Annotated in this window: 24 protein-coding genes and 1 pseudogene; 6 read left to right on the top strand and 19 right to left on the bottom strand. The window is 67.8% G+C overall.

Annotated features, from left to right (window positions below; genetic code table 11):
* Positions 1-2: 2 nt before the first annotated feature.
* Genes NS2_RS17605 through NS2_RS17560 form a run of 10 tightly spaced genes read right to left on the bottom strand, consistent with a single transcriptional unit; the run spans position 3 to position 9,442 of the window.
* Positions 3-989: an ROK family protein gene (locus NS2_RS17605; protein WP_228102868.1), complete on the bottom strand. Its 987-nt coding sequence runs from the start codon at positions 987-989 to the stop codon at positions 3-5.
* The gene (locus NS2_RS17600; RefSeq protein WP_033088547.1) at positions 986-1,630 is read right to left on the bottom strand and encodes an HAD-IA family hydrolase; all 645 of its coding nucleotides are present in this window, start codon (positions 1,628-1,630) and stop codon (positions 986-988) included. The genes NS2_RS17605 and NS2_RS17600 overlap by 4 nt, the downstream gene beginning before the upstream one ends.
* Positions 1,627-2,496, bottom strand: coding sequence for a TIGR03619 family F420-dependent LLM class oxidoreductase (locus NS2_RS17595; protein WP_033088548.1), 870 nt, complete (start codon positions 2,494-2,496; stop codon positions 1,627-1,629). Before NS2_RS17595 ends, NS2_RS17600 begins: the two co-directional genes overlap by 4 nt.
* A complete protein-coding gene (locus NS2_RS17590; protein ID WP_052086586.1) occupies positions 2,493-3,287 on the bottom strand; it encodes a VOC family protein in 795 nt (264 codons plus the stop codon). The genes NS2_RS17595 and NS2_RS17590 overlap by 4 nt, the downstream gene beginning before the upstream one ends.
* Positions 3,284-4,183, bottom strand: coding sequence for an NADP-dependent oxidoreductase (locus tag NS2_RS17585; RefSeq protein WP_033088549.1), 900 nt, complete (start codon positions 4,181-4,183; stop codon positions 3,284-3,286). The genes NS2_RS17590 and NS2_RS17585 overlap by 4 nt, the downstream gene beginning before the upstream one ends.
* A complete protein-coding gene (locus NS2_RS17580; RefSeq protein WP_045438093.1) occupies positions 4,180-4,998 on the bottom strand; it encodes an SDR family oxidoreductase in 819 nt (272 codons plus the stop codon). Before NS2_RS17580 ends, NS2_RS17585 begins: the two co-directional genes overlap by 4 nt.
* Positions 4,995-6,014: a zinc-dependent alcohol dehydrogenase gene (locus tag NS2_RS17575; protein WP_228102869.1), complete on the bottom strand. Its 1,020-nt coding sequence runs from the start codon at positions 6,012-6,014 to the stop codon at positions 4,995-4,997. Before NS2_RS17575 ends, NS2_RS17580 begins: the two co-directional genes overlap by 4 nt.
* Positions 6,014-7,249 (bottom strand): MFS transporter, encoded by a 1,236-nt coding sequence (locus NS2_RS17570; protein WP_045438095.1) that lies wholly within the window; start codon positions 7,247-7,249, stop codon positions 6,014-6,016. Before NS2_RS17570 ends, NS2_RS17575 begins: the two co-directional genes overlap by 1 nt.
* The gene (locus NS2_RS17565) at positions 7,239-8,282 is read right to left on the bottom strand and encodes a ketoacyl-ACP synthase III family protein (protein ID WP_033088550.1); all 1,044 of its coding nucleotides are present in this window, start codon (positions 8,280-8,282) and stop codon (positions 7,239-7,241) included. The genes NS2_RS17570 and NS2_RS17565 overlap by 11 nt, the downstream gene beginning before the upstream one ends.
* 2 nt (positions 8,283-8,284) lie before the next feature.
* The gene (locus NS2_RS17560; protein ID WP_261772287.1) at positions 8,285-9,442 is read right to left on the bottom strand and encodes a sedoheptulose 7-phosphate cyclase; all 1,158 of its coding nucleotides are present in this window, start codon (positions 9,440-9,442) and stop codon (positions 8,285-8,287) included.
* A gap of 284 nt (positions 9,443-9,726) precedes the next feature.
* On the opposite strand from NS2_RS17560, the gene NS2_RS17555 reads away from it, so the two are divergent.
* A complete protein-coding gene (locus NS2_RS17555; protein ID WP_033088551.1) occupies positions 9,727-10,326 on the top strand; it encodes a TetR/AcrR family transcriptional regulator in 600 nt (199 codons plus the stop codon).
* 300 nt (positions 10,327-10,626) lie between these two features.
* Here the strand turns inward: NS2_RS17555 and NS2_RS17550 are convergent, their stop codons facing one another.
* Together NS2_RS17550 and NS2_RS17545 are read right to left on the bottom strand one after the other, a co-directional pair.
* Entirely contained in the window at positions 10,627-11,139 is a 513-nt protein-coding gene (locus NS2_RS17550) for a hypothetical protein (protein WP_143837425.1), read from the bottom strand.
* A 240-nt stretch (positions 11,140-11,379) separates the two neighbouring features.
* Positions 11,380-11,799 (bottom strand): phage tail protein, encoded by a 420-nt coding sequence (locus NS2_RS17545; protein ID WP_045438100.1) that lies wholly within the window; start codon positions 11,797-11,799, stop codon positions 11,380-11,382.
* Between the two features lie 5 nt (positions 11,800-11,804).
* Here NS2_RS17545 and NS2_RS17540 point away from each other — a divergent pair, with 5 nt between their 5' ends.
* Positions 11,805-12,188, top strand: a complete 384-nt coding sequence (locus NS2_RS17540) for a hypothetical protein (protein WP_062614338.1) — start codon at positions 11,805-11,807, stop codon at positions 12,186-12,188.
* Between the two features lie 260 nt (positions 12,189-12,448).
* On the opposite strand, the gene NS2_RS17535 is transcribed toward NS2_RS17540, so the two are convergent.
* Positions 12,449-12,817 carry a VOC family protein gene (locus NS2_RS17535; RefSeq protein ID WP_033088554.1) on the bottom strand — a complete coding sequence of 123 codons (369 nt, stop codon included), beginning with the start codon at positions 12,815-12,817 and terminating at the stop codon, positions 12,449-12,451.
* A gap of 178 nt (positions 12,818-12,995) precedes the next feature.
* Positions 12,996-13,505, bottom strand: a complete 510-nt coding sequence (locus NS2_RS17530) for a hypothetical protein (protein WP_045438102.1) — start codon at positions 13,503-13,505, stop codon at positions 12,996-12,998.
* 358 nt (positions 13,506-13,863) lie between these two features.
* On the opposite strand from NS2_RS17530, the gene NS2_RS17520 reads away from it, so the two are divergent.
* On the top strand, positions 13,864-14,088 hold the full coding sequence (locus tag NS2_RS17520) for a hypothetical protein (protein WP_033088555.1): 225 nt from the start codon (positions 13,864-13,866) through the stop codon (positions 14,086-14,088).
* A gap of 130 nt (positions 14,089-14,218) precedes the next feature.
* On the opposite strand, the gene NS2_RS17515 is transcribed toward NS2_RS17520, so the two are convergent.
* Complete coding sequence (locus NS2_RS17515; RefSeq protein ID WP_033088556.1) at positions 14,219-14,452, bottom strand: DUF3039 domain-containing protein; 234 nt, start codon at positions 14,450-14,452, stop codon at positions 14,219-14,221.
* An 88-nt stretch (positions 14,453-14,540) separates the two neighbouring features.
* Between NS2_RS17515 and NS2_RS17510 the strand changes: the two genes are divergently transcribed.
* Complete coding sequence (locus NS2_RS17510; RefSeq protein ID WP_033088557.1) at positions 14,541-14,981, top strand: DUF3099 domain-containing protein; 441 nt, start codon at positions 14,541-14,543, stop codon at positions 14,979-14,981.
* Between the two features lie 52 nt (positions 14,982-15,033).
* Here NS2_RS17510 and NS2_RS17505 read toward each other — a convergent pair whose 3' ends face one another.
* Positions 15,034-16,344 carry an MFS transporter gene (locus tag NS2_RS17505; RefSeq protein ID WP_071812338.1) on the bottom strand — a complete coding sequence of 437 codons (1,311 nt, stop codon included), beginning with the start codon at positions 16,342-16,344 and terminating at the stop codon, positions 15,034-15,036.
* Between the two features lie 169 nt (positions 16,345-16,513).
* On the opposite strand from NS2_RS17505, the gene NS2_RS17500 reads away from it, so the two are divergent.
* Both NS2_RS17500 and NS2_RS17495 read left to right on the top strand, forming a co-directional pair.
* Positions 16,514-17,440: a GlxA family transcriptional regulator gene (locus NS2_RS17500; RefSeq protein ID WP_045438110.1), complete on the top strand. Its 927-nt coding sequence runs from the start codon at positions 16,514-16,516 to the stop codon at positions 17,438-17,440.
* The gene (locus NS2_RS17495; protein ID WP_228102870.1) at positions 17,437-18,201 is read left to right on the top strand and encodes a VOC family protein; all 765 of its coding nucleotides are present in this window, start codon (positions 17,437-17,439) and stop codon (positions 18,199-18,201) included. Before NS2_RS17500 ends, NS2_RS17495 begins: the two co-directional genes overlap by 4 nt.
* 22 nt (positions 18,202-18,223) lie before the next feature.
* Here the strand turns inward: NS2_RS17495 and NS2_RS17490 are convergent, their stop codons facing one another.
* The 3 genes and pseudogenes from NS2_RS17490 to NS2_RS17480 form a co-directional block, all read right to left on the bottom strand.
* On the bottom strand, positions 18,224-18,796 hold the full coding sequence (locus NS2_RS17490; protein WP_052086589.1) for a F0F1 ATP synthase subunit B family protein: 573 nt from the start codon (positions 18,794-18,796) through the stop codon (positions 18,224-18,226).
* Positions 18,793-19,299, bottom strand: a complete 507-nt coding sequence (locus NS2_RS17485; RefSeq protein WP_033088558.1) for a F0F1 ATP synthase subunit B — start codon at positions 19,297-19,299, stop codon at positions 18,793-18,795. Before NS2_RS17485 ends, NS2_RS17490 begins: the two co-directional genes overlap by 4 nt.
* A gap of 8 nt (positions 19,300-19,307) precedes the next feature.
* A pseudogene (locus tag NS2_RS17480) lies at positions 19,308-19,381 on the bottom strand (F0F1 ATP synthase subunit C); the annotation flags it as partial.

The raw sequence follows: 19,381 nt of genomic DNA, 5'->3' as shown, positions 1-19,381 counted from the left end.
TCTCAGTTCTTGGTCACCACGAGTGCGCCGCGCGCGATCGCCGCCGCACCGTCGAGGGTGTCGATGTCACCGGGCAGGCACACCCGGACGTGCTCGTCGAACCAGCCCGGGCCGTACCCGTTGTCGGCGTAGGACCGGGCCGCGCGCAACTGCCGGCCGAGCTCCTCGCGATAGACCGCACCGAGCCCCTCGACGTAACCGCCGCCGAGCCCGAAACGGTCGATGCGCGGATCGACGCAGCGCACCACGCGGATCACCTCGGCGATGGGTTCGACCACCGCTCTGAGCACCAGGCGCGCGGTCGGATCGCCGGCGCGGACCCGTTCGGCCAGCCGATCGGGCAGCGACTCGTCGGTGATTCCCAGCGCCGCGATCACCGGCGCGAGCGCGGGACCGGCGGAGATGGCGGAGATGTGCCCCGATGCGTCGCAGTCGCACCGCAGTTCGCGCAGCGCCTCCGGCATCGAGGTCACCGCCCGCAGATGCCCGATCTCGCCCTGCAGGCCGTGGGCGTCGACGGGCACCGATCGTTCACCGAGATCGGCGACCCGCATGGCGATTCCGCTGCTGATGGTCAGATAGGCGATCCGGCGGTCGCCCGGTTCCGCGAAACGTGCGGTGAAGCTGGCCAATCCCGCCGTGACGTCGTTGATCACCCGCCATCCGACGTCGGGGCGACGATCCCGCAGCAGGTCGGCGAGCAGCACCGGTTCGGGCAGCGCACCGCCCCACAGCGGCCCCGAACCGTGCACGAGCCCGCGTTCCTCGTCCATGGCGGCGCCGCAGGACATGGCGACCATCGCATCGGCCGGGATTGCGGCGCAGAGGGTTTCGACCAGGTCCACGATGAGATCGGCCGGGTCCGCACCGGGGCGGTTCAGCACGCTCGGCGCGGCCATCCGGACCAGCTCGCCGTCGATACGCAGGCGCAGCCACGTCCCACCCAGATCGATGGCGACCTGCGGGCGGGTCAGGGTCCCGGCGGTCACCGGTGCAACTCCACGGTGAGCCGGTCACCGTCGCGCCGGACCACCACACCCGACAGATCCGGAATCCGGACGACCGCCGCGGCCTCGCCGACCGCTACCGGAATGGCGCCCGAACGCGCCGCCGCCTCCAGCCCGGGCACGGAATCCTCGAACACCAGGCAGTTCTCGATATCGAGACCGAGCAGACCCGCGGCCTTGCGAAACCCCTCCGGATCGGGTTTGCCGACCCGGACGTCCTCGGCGCCGACCAGCACCTGCGGCAGCGGCAGCCCGGCCAGCGCGAGCCGACGCCGCGCCATGGCCCGCGAGGCGGAGGTGACCACCGCCCAGCGGTGGGCGGGCAGCACGCCCAAAAGCATTCGTGCACCGCTGATCTCGCGGATCTCCTCGGCCACGGCCTCCTCGCGCGCGGTGATCCAGGCCAGTTCGGCCCCCACGTCGCCGAGGTCCGGCAGCACCGTCGTGATGATGTCGCGGGCGGTCCGGCCGGGTAGGACGGTGCGCACCAGACCGGGTGAAATCCCGTGCCGCCGCGCGAAACTCGCCCAGACGGCGTCGATCGCGACGGCCGAATCGACGAGGGTGCCGTCCATGTCGAACAGCAGCCCGGCCGCCGACAGGGTGGTGATCGATCCGCTCATGCGATCTCCAGGATCTCAGCGGCGAGCCGAACCAGTCGCACGTCCTCCCGCCAGTGGCGGCGCAGCCGCTGATCACCGGGATCGGTGTCCAGCACCACGGTGTCGGCGCCGAGCTCGCGCAGGAACTCCATGTCCTCGCGAATCTGATGGGGCGCACCGTATCCGAGCGGACGGCCCGCCTCGGCAACGGTCTCGGCGGTCGGCAGGAAGAAGACCCGGGGCGCGAACAGCGTGTCCGGCTTCAGGTTCCGCACGCCGTGCCGGCAGGTCGCCCGGTTCGGGTGCAGCGGATGCCAGGCGGTGCCGAACCGGTTGACCCGCTCGATGGCAGGCGGGCCGTTGCCGCCGATCCACAGCGGCGGATGCGGCTGCTGCACCGGGCGCGGTTCGGTGTGCACGCGCCGGATCGACCGGGCGCCGGGGTATTCGATACTGGGCGCGGACCAGGCCGCCACCAAGGTCTCCAGCACCTGATCGGTGATCCGCCCACGCTGTTCGAACGGGACGCCCAGAACGTCGAAAGCCGCACGGGCCCAGCCGACTCCGACGCCGACGATGAGCCGTCCGCCGCTGAGCGCGTCGATGGTCGCGGTGGTGTGCGCCAGATCGATCGGATGCCGGTGGCTGCCGATGAGCACGCCGGTGCCCAGCCGCACGGTGGCGGTCTGCCCGGCCAGCCAGGCCAGAGTCGACAGGCTCTCGAAGAACGGCGCGGGCGAGCGGCGGTTCGCGTCATCGGTGAGCGCGACGTGGTCGGAGACCAGGACGCTGTCGAATCCGACGCGTTCGGCCTCCCGGGTCCAGCACAGCATGCCCTCCGGGGTCATCTGAGGGCCGAAATTGGGCAGGTTGACGCCGTACTTCATTCGGACACCACCGCTCGCGGGAGCAACCCGAGATCGACGGGCGAGATCGGGCCCTCGGCGCCGAGCGCGAGGTAGTTGCCGCCGTGCCGGGTCAGCGGGCGCGGCGGCTGCTGGACGCCGACATCGTGCTGGAACAGTTCGAGATTCAGCGCGCCGACCGCGACCATGGCCATCCGGGAAGTGCCCGCCACATCGAGGCCGAACTGGGCGAGCATGAATTCGCGCCCGGCCTCGATCTCGGTGCGCAGCACCTCCCGGCCGTCGTGCGCGCGCACCAGGTAATCGATCGCGCCGTCCAGATCGGCGACGCTGTAGCCGCTGTGGTCGAGGCCGAGCAGGCCGGGCAGCACCCCGTCGGCGGGCGGCCGCTGCCCGTGGAACAGGCGCTCCGCAGTGTCGCCGAAATACCCCGGCACCTCCGGCCATTGCTGCAATTCGAACAGCGTTCCCCAGGGCGAGCGGAAGTAGATCCAGCGATTGCCGCGGATGGGCCCGTCCGGGACGGTGATGATGTCGCCGAGCACCTCCACACCGGGCAGCCGGTCCAGATGAGCGGCGGCCGCGTCGATATCGTCCACCCGCAGGCAGAGGTGATTGGTGCCGATATCCACCACGCGCGGCGGCGGCTCGTCGTTCGAACCGTGCAGCGCCACTTCGATTCCCGGCTCGAATCGGATGGTAGCGGTGGCCGGATCGACCGAGCCGGGGCCGACCAGCGCGCTCAGGAAGCGCACCGCGGTGTCGACGTCGGGAGCGGTGATTCCGATGCGGTGCCTGGGATCAGCGGTCATGGGATCAGCAGAACCTTTCCGCGCAGGCCGCCCGCGCCGAATTCCTTGTGCGCGAGGGCGGCATCGTGCAGGGGGTAGCGGCGGCCGACCGGCAGCCACAGCTCACCGGCGCTCACCGCCGCGGCGAGCTCGGCGAGCTGGGCGCCGTCCTCGTTCACATAGCTCTTGCGCGGCACGATGCCGCGCTGCGGCTCGGGCTGCTGGTTGTCGTCGATCGCCACGAACTGTCCGCCGTCGCGCACCGCCCCGATCGCGGCGGCCAGACCCGCGGTGTCCACCACGGCGGTGTAGGCGGCCATGGGTAGTTCGGTGAGCGAAGTGAACACCCGGCCGACGCCGAGGGCACCCAGATCGACGCGGTCGCTCGCGCGGGCCAGGCCGTCGACCCGGTGGCCGCGAGACAGCAACAGCTGCACCGCGATCCGGCCCACCGAGCCCGCCGCACCGGTCACCAGGACCGGCGATTCCTGCGGCAGGGTCAGTTTCTCCAGGGTCTGCGCCGCGGTGAGGCCACCCAGCGGCAGCGCCGCCGCCTCCACCAGCGCGATGCCCGTGGGCGCGGGCGCGAACACCGATGCGGGCGCGGCGACCGTCTCGGCGTAGGTGCCGTACCGCCGCACCGGCTGGGCGACCATGCCCACGACCGGATCGCCGACCGCGAAACCGGTTGCGCCCGCACCGATTTCTGCGACGACCCCGGCCACATCCCAGCCGAGCACGCCGGGGAAAGCGATGTCGATGGGCAAGAAGCCCGAGCGGGTCTTGAGATCCACCGGGTTCACGGCCGCGGCCGCGACCCGCACCCGGATCTCCCCCGCCCCGAGTTCCGGTTCCGGTACGTCACCGATCCGCAGCACCTCGGGCTCGCCCTTACGCTCGATGATCGCCGCCCTCATCCGATTCTCCTCTCCGTCGATGGTTCACTCCCGTACCCCGCCCAGCGCGCGTTGGCCTCGGCCGCGGTGAGACCGAGGCCGCCGTCGGCGGTCACGGTGACGCCGGTGATATAGCTGGCCTCGGGGCCGGTGAGAAAGGCGATGAGACCGGCGATCTCGCCGACGCTGCCCGGGCGGCCCAGCGGAATGGCCGGGCGGGCGATGGCGTGATAGCGGGTCTCATCGGTCACGCCGTTCATGGCGGTGGCGGTCTCACCGGGGGCCACCGCATTGACACGGATGCCGTGCGCGGCGAACTCGAGGGCCAGCACCTTGGTCGCCATGCCGAGCGCGGCCTTGCCCGCGCAGTACAGCGCGCCACCGGTGATCGGCACCGACTCGTGGATGGAGGTGACGTTCACGATGCTGCCCCGCACCCCCGCCCCGATCATCCGCGCGCCGACGGCGGAGGCCAGCGCGATGGGGGCGAAAGCATTGACGGCGAACACTTCCCGCATCCGATCCAGCGGGAGCTCGGCGGCCGGAGTGCGGTCGTTGATGCCCGCGTTGTTGACCAGGCAGCTCACGTCCCCGGCCGCTTCCACGGCGGCCAGGCAGGTGTCCAGCGCCGCGTCCGGGTCGCGCAGGTCGATGCGGACCGGGACACAGTCGACACCGAACCGGAGGGTGAGATCTCTTGCCACACTGCCGATTCGGTCGCCGCCCGCGGAGAATCCCAGCAGCAGCCGGTGGCCGCGGGCGGCCAGCGCCGTCGCCGTGGCCCGGCCGATACCGCTGCTCGCGCCGGTGATCAACGCGGTTCCGGGCGCGCTCACCGCTGACTCCTCTCGGCGATGCCCAGGACGACCTTGGGCCGGTCCCGGCGCGCGGCCAGCCGATCGAAGGCCCGCCCAACCTCGGCGAGCGGGACGACCTCGTCGATCAGCGCGGCCAGACTGTCGTGCAGCTCACCGAACAGGGCGACCGCACGCGCGTAATGGTCGACGCCGTGCCGCACGCCGGAGATCCGGATACCGTGCAGGGCAAGCAATCCCGGATCGACCTCCTCCGGGCTCGGCGAGACGCCGACCACCAGGCACTGTCCACCCGCGTGCAACAGCCGCATCGCCGCACCGAGAACGCCCGGCGCGCCGGAGCATTCGAACACCACGTCGTAGCGGCCGGTGACCTGATCGATCCCGGTGAACCGCTTGCGATACGAATCCACCGGCAGATGCCCGATATTGGGGCCGGGTTCGACCACGTCCACCAGCACCGGATAGCGCGACAGTACCGCGACCGCCAGACTTCCGATGGTCCCCGCACCCGTCACCAGCACCTCGTCGCCGGGCGCCAGGGTCGCGACCTCGAGCGCCTCCAGCACCGTCACCAGCGGCTCGATCAGCACGTGCGCGGGCTGCGAGTGCCCGCCGCCCAGCGACACCACCGCGGGCCTGGGCATGACGAGCAGTTCCGCCGCCGCGCCCGCCCAGCCGTAGAGTCCCACCTCCTTGAGTGCCGAGCACAGATTGCGACGGCCGGACGCGCAGGCGCGACAGGACTGGCAGCACAGCATGGTGCAGCCGGTGACCACGGCGCCGGGGGCCAGATCGGTCACCTGCTCGCCGACCGCGCGCACCGTACCGACCCATTCGTGTCCGAAACGGTGTGGGAACGCCGAGCGGCCGTCGGTGAGGTATTGCGAAGTGCCGTGCAGCAATTCGAGATCGGTACCGCACAGGCCCACGTAGTCGACCCCGACCAGCACCTCCGAGGGGCCGGGTTCGGGATGCGGAAGACGCACGACCGCAGCGGTATTCGGCCCCTTGATGACGGCCGCCCGCATCCCCATCACTCGGCCGGCACCGGCACGGCGGCCGGTGCGGGTCGAAGGCCGCGCACGCTCACCGCGAGCAGGGCCAGGCCGATGACGCCGAGCAGCGCGCCCGCATACGGCAGCACCGACACCGATGCGCCCGCGGCCAGGGTCGCCGAACCGATCCACGCGCCCGCGGCATTGGCCAGCTGGAAACCGGCGATGTTCACCGTCGCCGCCAGATGCGGGGCCTCGCTGGCTGCCCCGATGAGCTTGGAGGCCAGCGGCGGAATGATCGAGAACCCGGCCGCGCCGACCACGAACAGCCACGGCGCGACGAACCAGCGCTGATCGCCCAGCACACCGAGCAACAGCAATGCCAGCACCAGCGCGGTCAGCGCGACGTAGAGCGTCTTGTCGATCGACTTGTCCGCGAAGTGCCCGCCGAGCTGATTGCCGACCACCGAACCGATGCCGAAAACGAACAGCAAGACCGTCACCGAGGAGCCGGAGAAGCCCGCCCGGTCGGTCAGGAACGGGGCGATATAGGTGAACAGCACGAACAACGCCGCCTGGCTCAGCGCGGTCAGGCCCAGCGCCCACAGCACCGGAGCCTTGGTGAAGACCTTCAGCTCGGCGGAGATGTCCCCCGCCGGATGCGACGGCGCGGCGCGGGTGGCCAGCACCAAGCCGACGGCGACCAGCGTCTGGAAGATCGCGACGATCGCGAACGACCAGCGCCAGCCCAGCTGATCGCCGATCAGCGTCCCCAGCGGAACACCCAGCACCGTGGCCAGATTCAGGCCCAGCGCGACCCGGGCGATCACCCGGCCCTGGAACTCCGGCGGCACCAGCGAGGTGGCCAGCACCAGGCACAGCGCGAAGAAGGTGGCGTGCGGTAGCGCGGTGATGATCCGGAACACCACCAGGGTGGCGAAGTTCGGGGCCAGCGCGGTACCGATATTGCCGAGCACGAACACCACCATCGAACCGATGATCAACGGGGTGCGCGAGACCCGGCTGGTCGCGATGGTCAGCAGCGGGCCGCCGATCATGACGGTGACCGCGTAGATGGTCACCAGCAGGCCCGCGGTCGCGTCACTGACCCCTACGCTGCTCGAAATGTCCTGCAGCACACCGGCTACCAGGTATTCGACGGTGCCGACGCCGAAGACCGCGAGCAGCATCCACAGGATCGCGGCGTCGGCGTTCACCCGCGACGCGGGCGCGGCCGTGCTTTCGGTGGCCGTGGTTGTCGTTTCAGTGGCCATGGTTGTTCTCGTTTCCGCCGCCCGTGTACTCGAGCACGGTGCAGCCCCAGGTGAATCCGACTCCGATTCCGGTGAGCAGCAATCGATCTCCCGGTGACAGCACGCCCGAGCGGCGCACCTGGTCCAGGCCGATGAACGGATCGGCCGCGCCGGTGTGGCCCAGTTCGAGGCCGCGGGCGGCCAGCGTCTGGTCCGGATGCAGCTTCAACGGCTCCAGGCACTGCTTGCGCAGCAGGACTGTGCCGAAATTGGGCAGGATCCAGGTGTGGATGTCGGCGTGCTCGCTGTCCGAATCCGCCAGCGCCACTTCGGCACATCGCGACAGGGCGGCGCTGTTGCGGGCCCAGAACTCGTCGACGCCGCGGGTCTGCGCGAAATGAGCGACGCGGGCGCGCAGATCGATCGGGCCCGGCGCGGAATACTGCGGCATCGCCATCGAGGACGAACCCCGGTGCATGCGTTCGAGTTTCGGGTCGCTCACCACCGAGGTGGACAGCACCCGGAACGGGCCGCCCGCGTGCCCGAGCACGGCCGCGCCGCCACCGTCGCCGTAGACCAGTCCGCTGTCGGAGGACCAGCGGTCGAACAGCGGCAGCTGCCAGGCGTCCGACGCGGTCACCAGCCCCTTGCCCCGGCCGGCGCACCAGCGCCCGACCAACTCCATCCCGAGCACGCCGCCGGCGCAGGCGGTGCGGATCTCGATCGGGACGCAATCGCTGATCTCCAGCTGATCCTGCAGGTAGGCACCGCAATTCCAGGCTTCCAGGCCATTGTGCAGGACCACCGCGTGCACCAGGACGTCGATCTCGGCCGGGTCGACGGCGGCATCGGCCAACGCGGCGCGCGCTGCCCGCACGGCCAGTTCCGGGGCGGTCTCACCGCGCTCGGGCCTGGCCACCGCGGCCGAAACCTGGCGCGTCTTCTGATATTCGGTGTCGTCGTAGCGCCCGGCGGCCACCATGTCCGCGGCGAACTCGCGCTCGGCCGGTAGGTAGGAGCCGAAGCCCTCGACGTAGAGGTTCTCCCAGCGCATGGCTACCCCGCATCCGCGATCGGCATCGACATCCGCGCTGCGGTCGCGCCGAGATAGTCGAGGCCGGTGGACAATTCGTTCGAGGTGACGTCGTTGACGAAACGGTGACGACCGATGCCCAGCGGTAGCGGCAGCCGCTGCTGCCCGTCCCGGTGGCGCACGGTGTCCTCCAGCGCGTTGTCGAGAATTCCAGGGCGCGTGAGGATTTCGTTCCAGATGGGCAGACCCAGGTCCGTCATGACCGACAGGATGCGATCCAGTTCGGCGCCGGCCACGTCGCCGCGACGGAAGCCGAGGACGCTGGTCAGCGCCATGTCCACGCAGACCGCCTCACCGTGCAACAGGGCGGGCAGCGCGGCGATCTCCACGGTGGGACTGAAGGTGTGGCCGTAGTCGACACAGCGCTCCAGGCACATTTCCCACAGGTTCGGCTGTAATTCCTCGAGCATGAGGTGGATGGCCTCGGCGACTATCTGATCCGCGACGTGGTCCAGTTCCTTGGTGCCGCCCTGGAATCGGTCGGCGATCAGCCGGGAGCCGTAGCGTTCCAGGAGCTCGAACAGTTCGGCCGACTTGATCAGCGCGACCTTGAGTATCTCGGCGAGGCCGTTGGCCAGGTGACGTTCGTCGAGCGTACGCAGGAACGAGCGGTCCACGAAGGTCGCGATGGCCGGGGCATAGGTGCCCAGGCGGTTCTTGCCCTGTGCGTAGTGCACCCCGGTCTTCACCCCGACGCCCGCGTCGACCAGGCCGATCAGCGTGGTCGGAATGCGGATGTAGGGCGTGCCGCGGCGGTAGAGGCTGGCGGCGAAACCGACGACATCGAGCAGCACACCGCCGCCGATGGCGATGACCGGCTCCCGGCGGCGGTCGATGCCGAATTCGTTCATCATGTCGACGACGGCGGTGACCGTGCGCCAATCCTTGACCGTCTCGTCGGCGCGGACCGGCACGAAGGTCACCTCGACATCGTTGGCGGCGAACCATTCGGCGATCCGATCGCCGTACAGGCGGGCGACATTCGAGTCGATGATCACCAGGCGACGGTCGCCCGGGGTGAGCGGTGCGTCGGGACACCCGTCGAGCAGGGCGGTACTCCCGGGCGCGAACAGCTCGCTCGCCGCGATCACGTGGTACCTGATCTGCTTGACCGACTCCACGGTCCACCTGGGCTGGACCGAAAGACTATGGCTGAGACCGTTTTTCAGTGACGCTGTACTTCGCATGGTGGAACCCCTTCCGGCAGAGCAATCCTGGATTCTTCGATCAACCGCGCAGGCGACATCGGCGGCGCCCGCACCGCCCGCGGCACTCCGGGCGGTGCGAGAGGCTTGGAACTCCCCCGATATCGGATCCTACATTCATATAGCGATCGCTACACGAGTAGAATCGGGCGCAATCCCGTGACGTCGGTCACGTGCCTGCACGCGTGAGAGGAGCCCTCGTGACCGGAGTGCCTGGGCAGGGCCGCAAGTTCGACTACGGCCACGCGCTCGACACCGCGATGCTCACCTTCTGGCGACACGGCTACGAAGGCACGTCGATCACTCAGCTCACCAAGGAACTGGGTATCAACGCGCCCAGCCTCTACGCGGCGTTCGGCGGCAAGGAACAGATCTTCTTGGCCGCCGTCGACCACTACAACGCCACCCGCGGCGACTTCGTGCGCCGCGCCTTCGACGAATCCCCCGACTCCCCCACCCTCATCCGCCGACTGCTGCTCGACGCCGCCGATGCCTACGCCCCCGAGAACTGTCCCGGCGGCTGTCTCATCATCACCAGCGCCCTCACCGTGGGCTCCGCCAACCAGCACATCGCCGACCGCCTGCGCGCCATGCGCAATGCCAACGTCGCCGAACTCGCCGCCCGCCTGACCGCCACCCGCCACCTCTATCCCGACACCGACCCGCACGCCCTCGCCGAATACATCAGCGCCGTCATCCAGGGCATGTCCCAGCGCGCCCGCGACGGCACCGACCACTCCGCCCTGCGAGCCATCGCCGAAACCGCCCTCCGCGCCGTACCTTTCAACCTCCCGGTCTGATCTCCGCCCGGCTCGGTCAGCGCGGCGTGCGGCATAGCGCGCATCCTTCGCCCGTCACCGGCATGATACGATGCTGTGGCATGCGATGAGGATGTGAACGAACGGATCGAGCGGATCTTCAGACAGCCTGTAACCGAAGGGCTACGACCCGAGAGTCTCTACGGTGCAACAGATTCCGAAATCAATGCCATGGCCGCGAAGCAGCGAGTGCCTGCTTTCGACCATCCCATCGACCGGTACCGCGGCTGTCCCGAATCGAGCGATCAGGCAGTTTCGGATGTTCCCCGACTGCGCAGGCCATCAATCCAATTCGATGTGCGGGGACCAGGCTGGATCGATCCACCAGCCTTGCTCTCGCTGAAACGCCAGCCGTTCACGAGTGCGGGCCACATCCGGTGCGATCGCGTCGAGCCAATCCGTCACCGAGGGCCAGCCCTGCTCCGCGAACCCACCCTCGCTGATAGCCCATACCGGCGGGTCGAGTTCGTTCAGGTCCGCGCCGTCGATCGCATAGAACAGGTAGGACTGGTGATCGACCAGGACCAACATTCCGCTGGAGTCGGCCATCGAATCACCGAACGCTCGCAGCGTGGCCAATGCCGCGCGCTTGGATCCAGGTCCCAGGGATTTCACCCCGAACAAGCTTCCACTCAGCCAGAGGCTGCTCTGCATACCGATCAAGCGCAACACCTCTCGGACAGCAACAGGAACGATCGACACATTCTGCGCATTCGCCCACCCGTCGATCTGCGAATCAGACGCCCCAACCATTGACCCACGCCGCAGTCCGTCGGCGACTACACGATCGACCACCGCGCGGACCGTAGCGGCCACCCCACCTGCAGGATCAGATCCTGTCGCCGCATTCTCTGAAGTCATTGTCCTGCAATCTAACAAGTCCAGAGGACGAGATGATCTCGGCCCGTTGACCTTCAGCCGTCTCAGCCGACCACTTCGAACACCAGCGTCGCGGCATGACAGCGCGTTGGTGAACCAGGCGCAGGGATGCGCGGAGACGCAAAAGGCGATCATCGCGACGCGTCTCCGCTGACCTCAGCTGAATTCCACTTTGACACTGCTACCGAGAAGCGAGACTTCCTCGACCGTGACTTCGTTGGTACTGGAGTCGAGGTTCGGCACGGTCAACTTGACCGGGAAGGCATCGCTGACGGTCCACGTCACGAGAGGTGTTTCACCGGACTCGTCTGTCAGGCTGATCGTGCAGTCCCGCTTCTCCACCACGTTCAGCGCGACCGTATTGAGCCACTCGTAGAGCGGGCTGTCCGCGGGAAGCAGCCCACGCCTGAGGGTCAAATTGACGGATTGCCGCTGGCCGGGCATCTGAAACCGGTTGCCGAATTCATCCTTGTACTCGATCGTATCGACACCGAGCTCGAGGCCGCTCACGGCGGCGAACGTTGCGTCAGTCTTGCCGTCGCCGTCGATATCGAGGGTGTACCGATGGGGCAGCAACGTGGGTGGTCGACGAGCTCACAACGGCGGCGCTACGGCGGGGTTCAATCCTGCCATGGGCCAAGGCATTGGATCTGAAAGGCCCCCAATGGGCCTTGTACGGCAGTGTCATCGATGCCGTGCTCCGGCGCGTGGTCGACGATGACGTGATCATCGTCCCTGAACCCGGAACCCTGCGTATCAACAGCCATTTTCGCGATCCTCTGACCGAGGACACGATCGCTTTCCTCTTCGGATTCGAGGCATATCGCACCCAGCGACTGATCACCAGCAGCCCGGAACCCCTGATGTTCGCCGATCACAGCGCCAGGCCCGAACGTGGCGTGGACGCGGTAGTCGCATTGCTACGCACCGTATCCGACATCATGCGCGCGCCTCGATATCTGTAAGGCCACACCAATCCGCCTGGAAGCTCCGAGACCACCTCGACGACAGTCCCTCTAACACACTGGAATCGGTGCAGGACGTTTGAGATGTCGTGTGGCCGAGGCCATGAACGCCGCGAGGACGTAGTTTTGGGTGGGTGCAGACACTTTCGACACGAGTGCGTGGCAGCTGCTTGGACGGGTTGGGCGATCCTGGAGGTGCCTTCGGTCGCTCGGTCGACGGCATTCTCGGATACTCAGTCAGATATGGCCGGACCGGTCAGCTAGCCCCAATTGGCAGCGAGTGTGAGACAGAACGGGTGGCCGCTCGGATCGAGCAGCACCCGCCAGCTCTCGCCCGGTTGAAACTCCGGCACCGTAGCGCCCAGCTCGACCAGTTGCTTACTGGCCACCTCGAGGTCTTCGACCGCCAAATCCAGATGGAACTGCTTGGTTCCATTCTCGTTCGGCCAGGTGGGCGGCTGATAATCCGGGACCGTGCCGAATCCGAGCGCGTGGTCTGGACCAGTAAGCATGGCGTACTCGTCCTGCACGTGGGCAATCTTCCAACCGAGCGCGGCCGCCCAGAACTCCGCATCTCGCCGCGCATCGGCACTGTCCAGGGTGAGCATCTTCAGCGTCGCAACTGCCATGGGTTTTTCCTCTCCGCAACAACATTGCTGTCAGCCCAGTCTGCAACGCCTACGCCGCCCGCGATTGTAAGAACGCGACACCGCCCGGTGCCCCTCCGGCAGCTCATTGATTGAGGCCGGCCGCGCAGGCCGGTTCGATCAGCGCGGGAAGCGTCCGGAAATTGAAGGCGCCGGGGCGTCAGTCGTCCGCGGCAACGACAAGTGTCATGACGAGGCCGAGTCGGTCGATGGCGACGATCTCGTGAAAACCACTGACAGCTCCCACAACCCAGCCCCAGTCGTGTTCGGCATCCTGGCCCAGACTGGGAAGTTCGAACAGGGCACCGTCTGTCAGCAGTGGGTACACCCACCGGTCCAATTCGTCTTGAACGGCGGCGGATACGGTCCCGCTGGCCCGGTCGGCCCATTGCCGTAGCGAGAGTTGGGCGATTTGTGGGCTGAGGTGGTTGAAGCTGTCGACGGAAATGTGGTCGAGCCGGTAGCGCCCGTGCAGGCTGGGCGAGCTTTGGTCGTCAGGACCTCCGCCGGCATAGCTGTCGCGGTATTGCGGGTGGTGGATCAGTGCGGTGAGCAAGTCCGCGTCAGGCCGGTCGGCCGTAATCCGGAACGCCTTCAGGCTGACCCAGTGATATGTGCCGCAATCCAGATGAATCATCCGCTCGTGATCGAATGCGATCGGGTCGTCCATAGTGCGAGCGTGCCATGGGGCCACCGCTGGACCGAGGACCGACGCCAGGGAAGCGGAACCGGCGTGCACCGAACATCACGACACGCGCAACAGCAGTCGCCACTTCCTGCTCTGACCCGCACGGCCACTTGGTCTTCCCCTGCATCATGCGGGGCCCCGCTGGCCGAGCACCCGGTAGTACTCCCACATGTTGCCGGGTCTGCCGAGCCATGCCTCGATGGACGAGAACTCCTGTGAGAGAACACCTTCGCGGGCGATCATCAAGGATCGAAGGTCACGAATCGCCGACTCGGCTGAAGTTCCCGCCCGTGAGCAGCCGCATCGGCGGGCTCGATTTCCCTGCGGCATACTGTGCCGGGTGACGCACGCATCCGACCGCTGGGTGGTCGTGCTTTCGCGCATCGGCGAGGACGGCTGGATCCAGGACGACGTCCGGGCATGGCTGGGTCAGCGGGGCATCGACTGGAATCCGTTCACAGTCGAGGAAGCCAGGTTCGACACCTACTGCACGCGGGACCCGAGCACAGTCGCACGCACCTTCTCCGTGCTGGAAAGCGCGCTGCGCCGACTGGGACTGAGCTGAGACGTATCCCCGTGCATGAACCTGGTGGACCTCGAGTTGGGCTGCGGTTGATCGCGACTGCTGAACCCGTCCAAATTGGCACTTTGGTGCCTAGTTCAGCAGTTGACAACCCGCTGACCAGCGGTAATGGTCAGTCCTTCTTCATCATCTCGTAGATGCGCTTGCAGTCGGGGCAGACCGGGGAGCCGGGCTTGGCGGAGCGGGTGACCGGGAAGACCTCGCCGCAGAGGGCTACTACGTGGGTGCCCATTACGGCGGATTCGGCGATTTTGTTCTTTTTGACGTAGTGGAAGACTTTGGGGGTGTCGTTGTCGGTGGACTCGTCGACGGTCTCGTCGGGGCGTACCAGGGTGTCTGTGCTCACCTGATCAATGATGCCAGGGTGGGTGGTCGGGTGCGGGTGGGAGGGACGGCATGTGCGTCCGACGGGCTGTAGTGGAAGACTCGGGGGTATGCAGCGTGACGGCGAATCCCAGGCCGAAGGCACCAGCGGCGAGGGTCGCCCCGATGTCGAATTCCATCCCGCGGGTTCGATTCCGAAGCCGCCGCGGCCGCCGCAGGGGTACTTCCCGGGTGAGGAGAAGCGGCATCCGGCGCTCATCACCGAGGCACAGACCTCGCTCGAGCAGCAGCATCGGGCGCGGGTGCGGCGGTACATCATCATCATGTCGTTCCGGATTCCGTGTCTGATCGGCGCGGCGGCGGCCTACGGGCTGTGGCACAGCTGGTGGATATCGCTGCTGATCATCGGTGTTTCGATCCCGCTGCCGTGGATCGCGGTGCTGATCGCCAACGACCGGCCGCCGCGGACCAGGGAAGAGCCGAGCCGGTGGGACGGGCGCAACAATCAGACGGCGCTGGAATCGGGCAACCACAAGGCCATCGACGGGTGATCCCAACTCTCGGGGGGCTCTCAGGGGTAAACCCCTGCAACCCTTCGCCCGGCTACGCCGCCGACACCGCGGCCCGCGGATGCCGGATGCCCGACGAGAACAGAGCGGCCAGTCCGCACAGTCCGCCCGCGATCAACCAGGCCATGCTGTAACTGCCCTGCACATCGCGGATCACGCCCGCGCCGAAGGCGGCCAGAGCCGACCCGATCTGGTGCGAGGCGAAGACCCAGCCGAAGGCGACCGGTCCGTCCGCACCGAAGTTCTCCCGGCACAGGGCGACCGTGGGCGGGACGGTGGCGATCCAATCCAGGCCGTAGAAGATGATGAATGCCCACATGCTGGGGTGCACATCCGGACCGAACAGCACCGGCAGCGCCAGCAGTGACAGCCCGCGCAGCGAGTAGTAGGCGACCAGCAGGTAGCGGGAGTCGAAGCGGTCGGTGAGCCAGCCCGAGGCGATGGTGCCCATCACATCGAATAGTCCGACGGTGGCCAGCAGTCCGGCCGCGGTGGTCGCGGGTATGCCGTGGTCGTGGGCGGCACTCACGAAATGGGTGCCGATCAGGCCGTTGGTGGAGGCGCCGCAGATGGCGAAACCGCCTGCCAGCAGCCAGAACACGGGCTTGCGCGCGATCCTGGCCAGTACCGTGACAGCGCGCGAGGCACCACCGACGGCCGTGGTGCGCACGCCGACCTCGCTGCCAGGTTCGGCACCGTAGGCGCGGACTCCGGCATCGCTGGGGAAGTCGCGGATGAACAGCAGCACCAGCGGCACCACCACCAGCGCGGTCACCGACACCACCAGAGACGGTGTGCGCCAGCCGTGATCGCGGGCCAGACTCGCGATCAACGGCAGAAAGACCAGCTGTCCGGTCGCGCCCGCGGCGGTGAGCACACCGGTGACCAGGCCCCGGTGCTTCACGAACCAGCGGCCGGTAATGGTGGCCACGAACGGCATGGACATCGACCCCACGCCCACCCCGACCAACACGCCCCAGGTCGCCATGAGCTGCCACGGCCGCGTCATGAACACCGTCAGCCCACTGCCCGCCGCGATCAGCACCAGCGCACACGCCACCACCCGGCGAATGCCGAAGCGATCCATCAGCGCCGCCGCGAACGGCGAAATAAGCCCGTACAGCAGCACATTCACCGAGACGGCCGCGCCGATGGTGCCGTGCGACCACCCGAATTCCTCGTGCAGCGGATCCATCAGCACGCCCGGCACCGACCGGAACCCCGCCGCCCCGATCAACGCGATGAACCCGACGACCGCCACCAGCCAGGCCGGGTGGATTCCCCGGCGCGCCGGCTCCAATGCGGTTGCGCCGTCCGGTGATTGCCGATCGAGATCGTCCCTCAGTTCACTCACCGATCGAGCGTGGCCGAAAACCACTTTCCACACGAGTGGCCTGAATGACACAATGCGTCAAGATCTAGCCACCTTCGGAGGGAGCATCGTGGCGACCCCCACCATCCCGGCACCGCATCTGGTGGCCGTCCTCGTGCTGGAGCCGACCGTCGGATTCGACATGTCGATCCCCCCGGTCGTGCTGGGCGCGGCCTGCGACGCGGACGGCAACCCGCTCTACGACGTGCATACCTGTGGTGTGCACCCCGGCCCGGTGGTCGCCACCGGCGGATACACCGTCACCCCCGAATTCGGTCCGGAGCTGCTGGCCCGCGCCGACACCGTGATCGTGCCGGGCACCCGCATCCCCGGTCCGCGCCACGACGGCCTGCTGCCGCCCGACCTCGCCGCCGCCCTGGCCACGGTGCGCCCCGGGACCCGCATGGTGTCGATCTGCACCGGCGCGTTCGTGCTGGCGGCGGCCGGGCTGATGGACGGCCGCCGGGCCACCACCCACTGGCAGTTCGCCGACCGGTTCCGCGCCCTGTATCCCAGTGTCCTGCTCGACGAGCACCAGCTCTTCGTCGAGGACGGAAACCTCTGGTCCTCAGCGGGATTGGCCGCGGGCATCGATCTGTGCCTGCATCTGATCCGCACCGATCACGGCACCGCCGCCGCCAATCGCGCGGCCCGCTACTGCGTGGTGCCGCCGTGGCGCGAGGGCGGGCAGTCGCAGTTCATCGAACGGCAGGTGCCCGAGGCCGGCAGCGACGGCACCGCGCCGACCCGCCGCTGGGCGCTGCACCATCTGGATCGCGACCTGGACCTGAACTCCCTTGCCGCGCACGCGCATATGAGCGTGCGCACCTTCACCCGCCGGTTCAAGGCCGAGACCGGGATGGCACCGGGCGCGTGGATCCTGCAGCAGCGCATCCGGCACGCCCGGCACCTGCTCGAGACCACCGATCTGCCGATCGACGAGGTGGCGCGCGGCGCGGGCATGGGCACCTCCGCGTCCCTGCGGCACCATATGCGAGTGGAACTGGGCGTGCCCCCGCTCGCCTACCGCAAAACCTTCCGCAAGCGCGAGACCCTGGAGACAGCATGATGCTTCGCTGGGTGTGGGCCTTTCTGGACCGTCCCCCCGCACAACTCGACGCCGCCGCGCGGTTCTGGACCGCCGTCACCGGCACCACGCTGTCGCCGCGACGCGGGGAACACGACGAATTCCTCACGCTGCTACCGGAATTCGGCGCGGCTACGGTGAAGATGCAGGTCATCGGCGATGCCTCGGAGGCGCCGGGCGGGTCGGCACGCATGCACCTGGATCTCGATGTCGACGATGTCGCCGCGGCCACCGATCGCGCCGTCGAACTCGGGGCGACCCTGGCCGAGGACTACATCCTCACCGAGCGCATCGGCTACGCGGTGCTGCGCTCCCCCGCCGGAATGACGTTCTGCTTCACGCCCTTCCACGACTTTCCCGGTACCCCGGCCCCCGCCGTCACGGGCCCGGCGGGCGACCGCAGCCGCCTGGACCAGATCTGCCTGGACATCGGCGACAGCGACTACGACATCGAATCCCGCTTCTGGACCGACCTCACCGGCTGGGCGTGGCGTCCCAGCAGCCTCCCTGAATTCGCCCGACTGTCCGCCCGTCCGGAAATCCCCATCGATTTCCTGATGCAACGCCTCGGCGAAAACCGCCCCACCGCGGCACATCCCGACCTGGCCTGCACGGATATCGAGGCCACCGCGGCCTGGCACGAGGAACTGGGCGCACACCGCACCGAGCGTGGCAAACAGTGGATTGTCATGGCAGATCCGGCTGGTCAGCCGTACTGCCTGACCAGCCGGAAACCGGCCTGATTCTTCGATTTTCGAGCGCTGGTTACTTCCGCTCGGTTTGCGGCTGCCGCCGCGCCTCGCCGGAATTGGCCAGCGCCTCCAGGTCCTCGAGGAACCTGTCGATGCTGTCGGCCCGATGTTGCGGCGACCCGAGCTGTTCGCGCACCTTCTCCTCGGTGAGCGCCAGCATGGCGGCCGCCAGATCGGCCTCCAGGTCGCGAATCATCTGCCTGCGGTACTGCAGGATCTGATCGCGGCCCTGCTTGCGCACCCGTTCCACCTCGGCCGCGGCCGCCTCGCGCATCTGCACGATGATGCGGTCGGCATCGGCACGGGCCTCCTCGCGCATGCGCTCGAGTTCGGCCTGGGCCTCGGCCACGGCATTGTCGTAGGCGGCCTTGGCGGCGGCCAGCCGGTCGGCCGCCGCCTCGCTCTCCTCGAGCTGCCGCCGGATCTGTTGCTGAGCGTTGCTCATGATCCTTTTCACCGGTGGCACAACGTATTTCACGAAGAACCAGACGATGACCGCGAAGCCGAAAAGCTGACTGAAGAAGACGGGCCAATCGAAGCGAATATCGTAAATACCCTCGGCGAGATGGGTATCGGTGAGGATCATGCAGACCCCCGTCCTCTCTGCTGGCCCGCGCTGGTTCGGGCACGATCGTTCCCGCCCAGGACCCGGCCTGCCAGGTCCCGAGCGAGCGGTTCGACGGCTTCGCGTAGTTCGGCGGCCACCTGGTCGGCCTCGGCGCGTAGGTGCGCCGTGGACTCGGCCACGATCTGGTCGGCCTCTTTCTGTGCCTCGCCGCGCATTTCCTCGAGAATCGCCCGTCCCTGGGCCCGTGCCTGGTTGCGGATGTCCGCCGCTTCCTGACGGGCCTTTTCCAGGGCGGTCTCGTAGCGCGCCTCGGCCTCGGCGAAGGTTTCGCCGGCTTGTTTGGCGGTCGCCGTCGTGACCTCGACACGTGCCTCCCGCTCCGCCAATACCTTTCGTATGGGCGGAACCACGAAGAACCAGATGACCGCGAGCACGATCAGGAAGATCAATAACTCGGCGAAGAAGGGGCCGTTGGGAACCAGGAAGTTCCCCGCGGCCTCCACATCCGTTCTGGGAGACATGATGACGTCTACTTACCTGGAGTAGCGAATACGAACAAGGCCATGAACGCTAGATTGATGAAGTATGCCGCTTCGACCACAA

The sequence above is a fragment of the Nocardia seriolae NBRC 15557 genome (assembly GCF_007990715.1).
GTDB classification, from domain to species: Bacteria; Actinomycetota; Actinomycetes; order Mycobacteriales; family Mycobacteriaceae; genus Nocardia; species Nocardia seriolae.
The sequence above is the reverse complement of the archived record's forward strand: the minus strand, read 5'-3'. Positions and strand labels throughout refer to the sequence as shown.

Bases quoted from the DNA above. Each gene is read 5' to 3' on its own strand.
- NS2_RS17490 (WP_052086589.1), bottom strand. From the start codon at position 18,796: ATGATCCTCACCGATACCCATCTCGCCGAGGGTATTTACGATATTCGC.
- NS2_RS17495 (WP_228102870.1), top strand. From the start codon at position 17,437: ATGATGCTTCGCTGGGTGTGGGCCTTTCTGGACCGTCCCCCCGCACAA.
- NS2_RS17600 (WP_033088547.1), bottom strand. From the start codon at position 1,630: ATGAGCGGATCGATCACCACCCTGTCGGCGGCCGGGCTGCTGTTCGAC.
- NS2_RS17570 (WP_045438095.1), bottom strand. From the start codon at position 7,249: ATGGCCACTGAAACGACAACCACGGCCACCGAAAGCACGGCCGCGCCC.
- NS2_RS17565 (WP_033088550.1), bottom strand. From the start codon at position 8,282: ATGCGCTGGGAGAACCTCTACGTCGAGGGCTTCGGCTCCTACCTACCG.
- NS2_RS17500 (WP_045438110.1), top strand. From the start codon at position 16,514: ATGTCGATCCCCCCGGTCGTGCTGGGCGCGGCCTGCGACGCGGACGGC.
- NS2_RS17485 (WP_033088558.1), bottom strand. From the start codon at position 19,299: ATGTCTCCCAGAACGGATGTGGAGGCCGCGGGGAACTTCCTGGTTCCC.
- NS2_RS17585 (WP_033088549.1), bottom strand. From the start codon at position 4,183: ATGAGGGCGGCGATCATCGAGCGTAAGGGCGAGCCCGAGGTGCTGCGG.
- NS2_RS17535 (WP_033088554.1), bottom strand. From the start codon at position 12,817: ATGGCAGTTGCGACGCTGAAGATGCTCACCCTGGACAGTGCCGATGCG.
- NS2_RS17595 (WP_033088548.1), bottom strand. From the start codon at position 2,496: ATGAAGTACGGCGTCAACCTGCCCAATTTCGGCCCTCAGATGACCCCG.
- NS2_RS17590 (WP_052086586.1), bottom strand. From the start codon at position 3,287: ATGACCGCTGATCCCAGGCACCGCATCGGAATCACCGCTCCCGACGTC.
- NS2_RS17575 (WP_228102869.1), bottom strand. From the start codon at position 6,014: ATGGGGATGCGGGCGGCCGTCATCAAGGGGCCGAATACCGCTGCGGTC.
- NS2_RS17530 (WP_045438102.1), bottom strand. From the start codon at position 13,505: ATGGACGACCCGATCGCATTCGATCACGAGCGGATGATTCATCTGGAT.
- NS2_RS17510 (WP_033088557.1), top strand. From the start codon at position 14,541: ATGCAGCGTGACGGCGAATCCCAGGCCGAAGGCACCAGCGGCGAGGGT.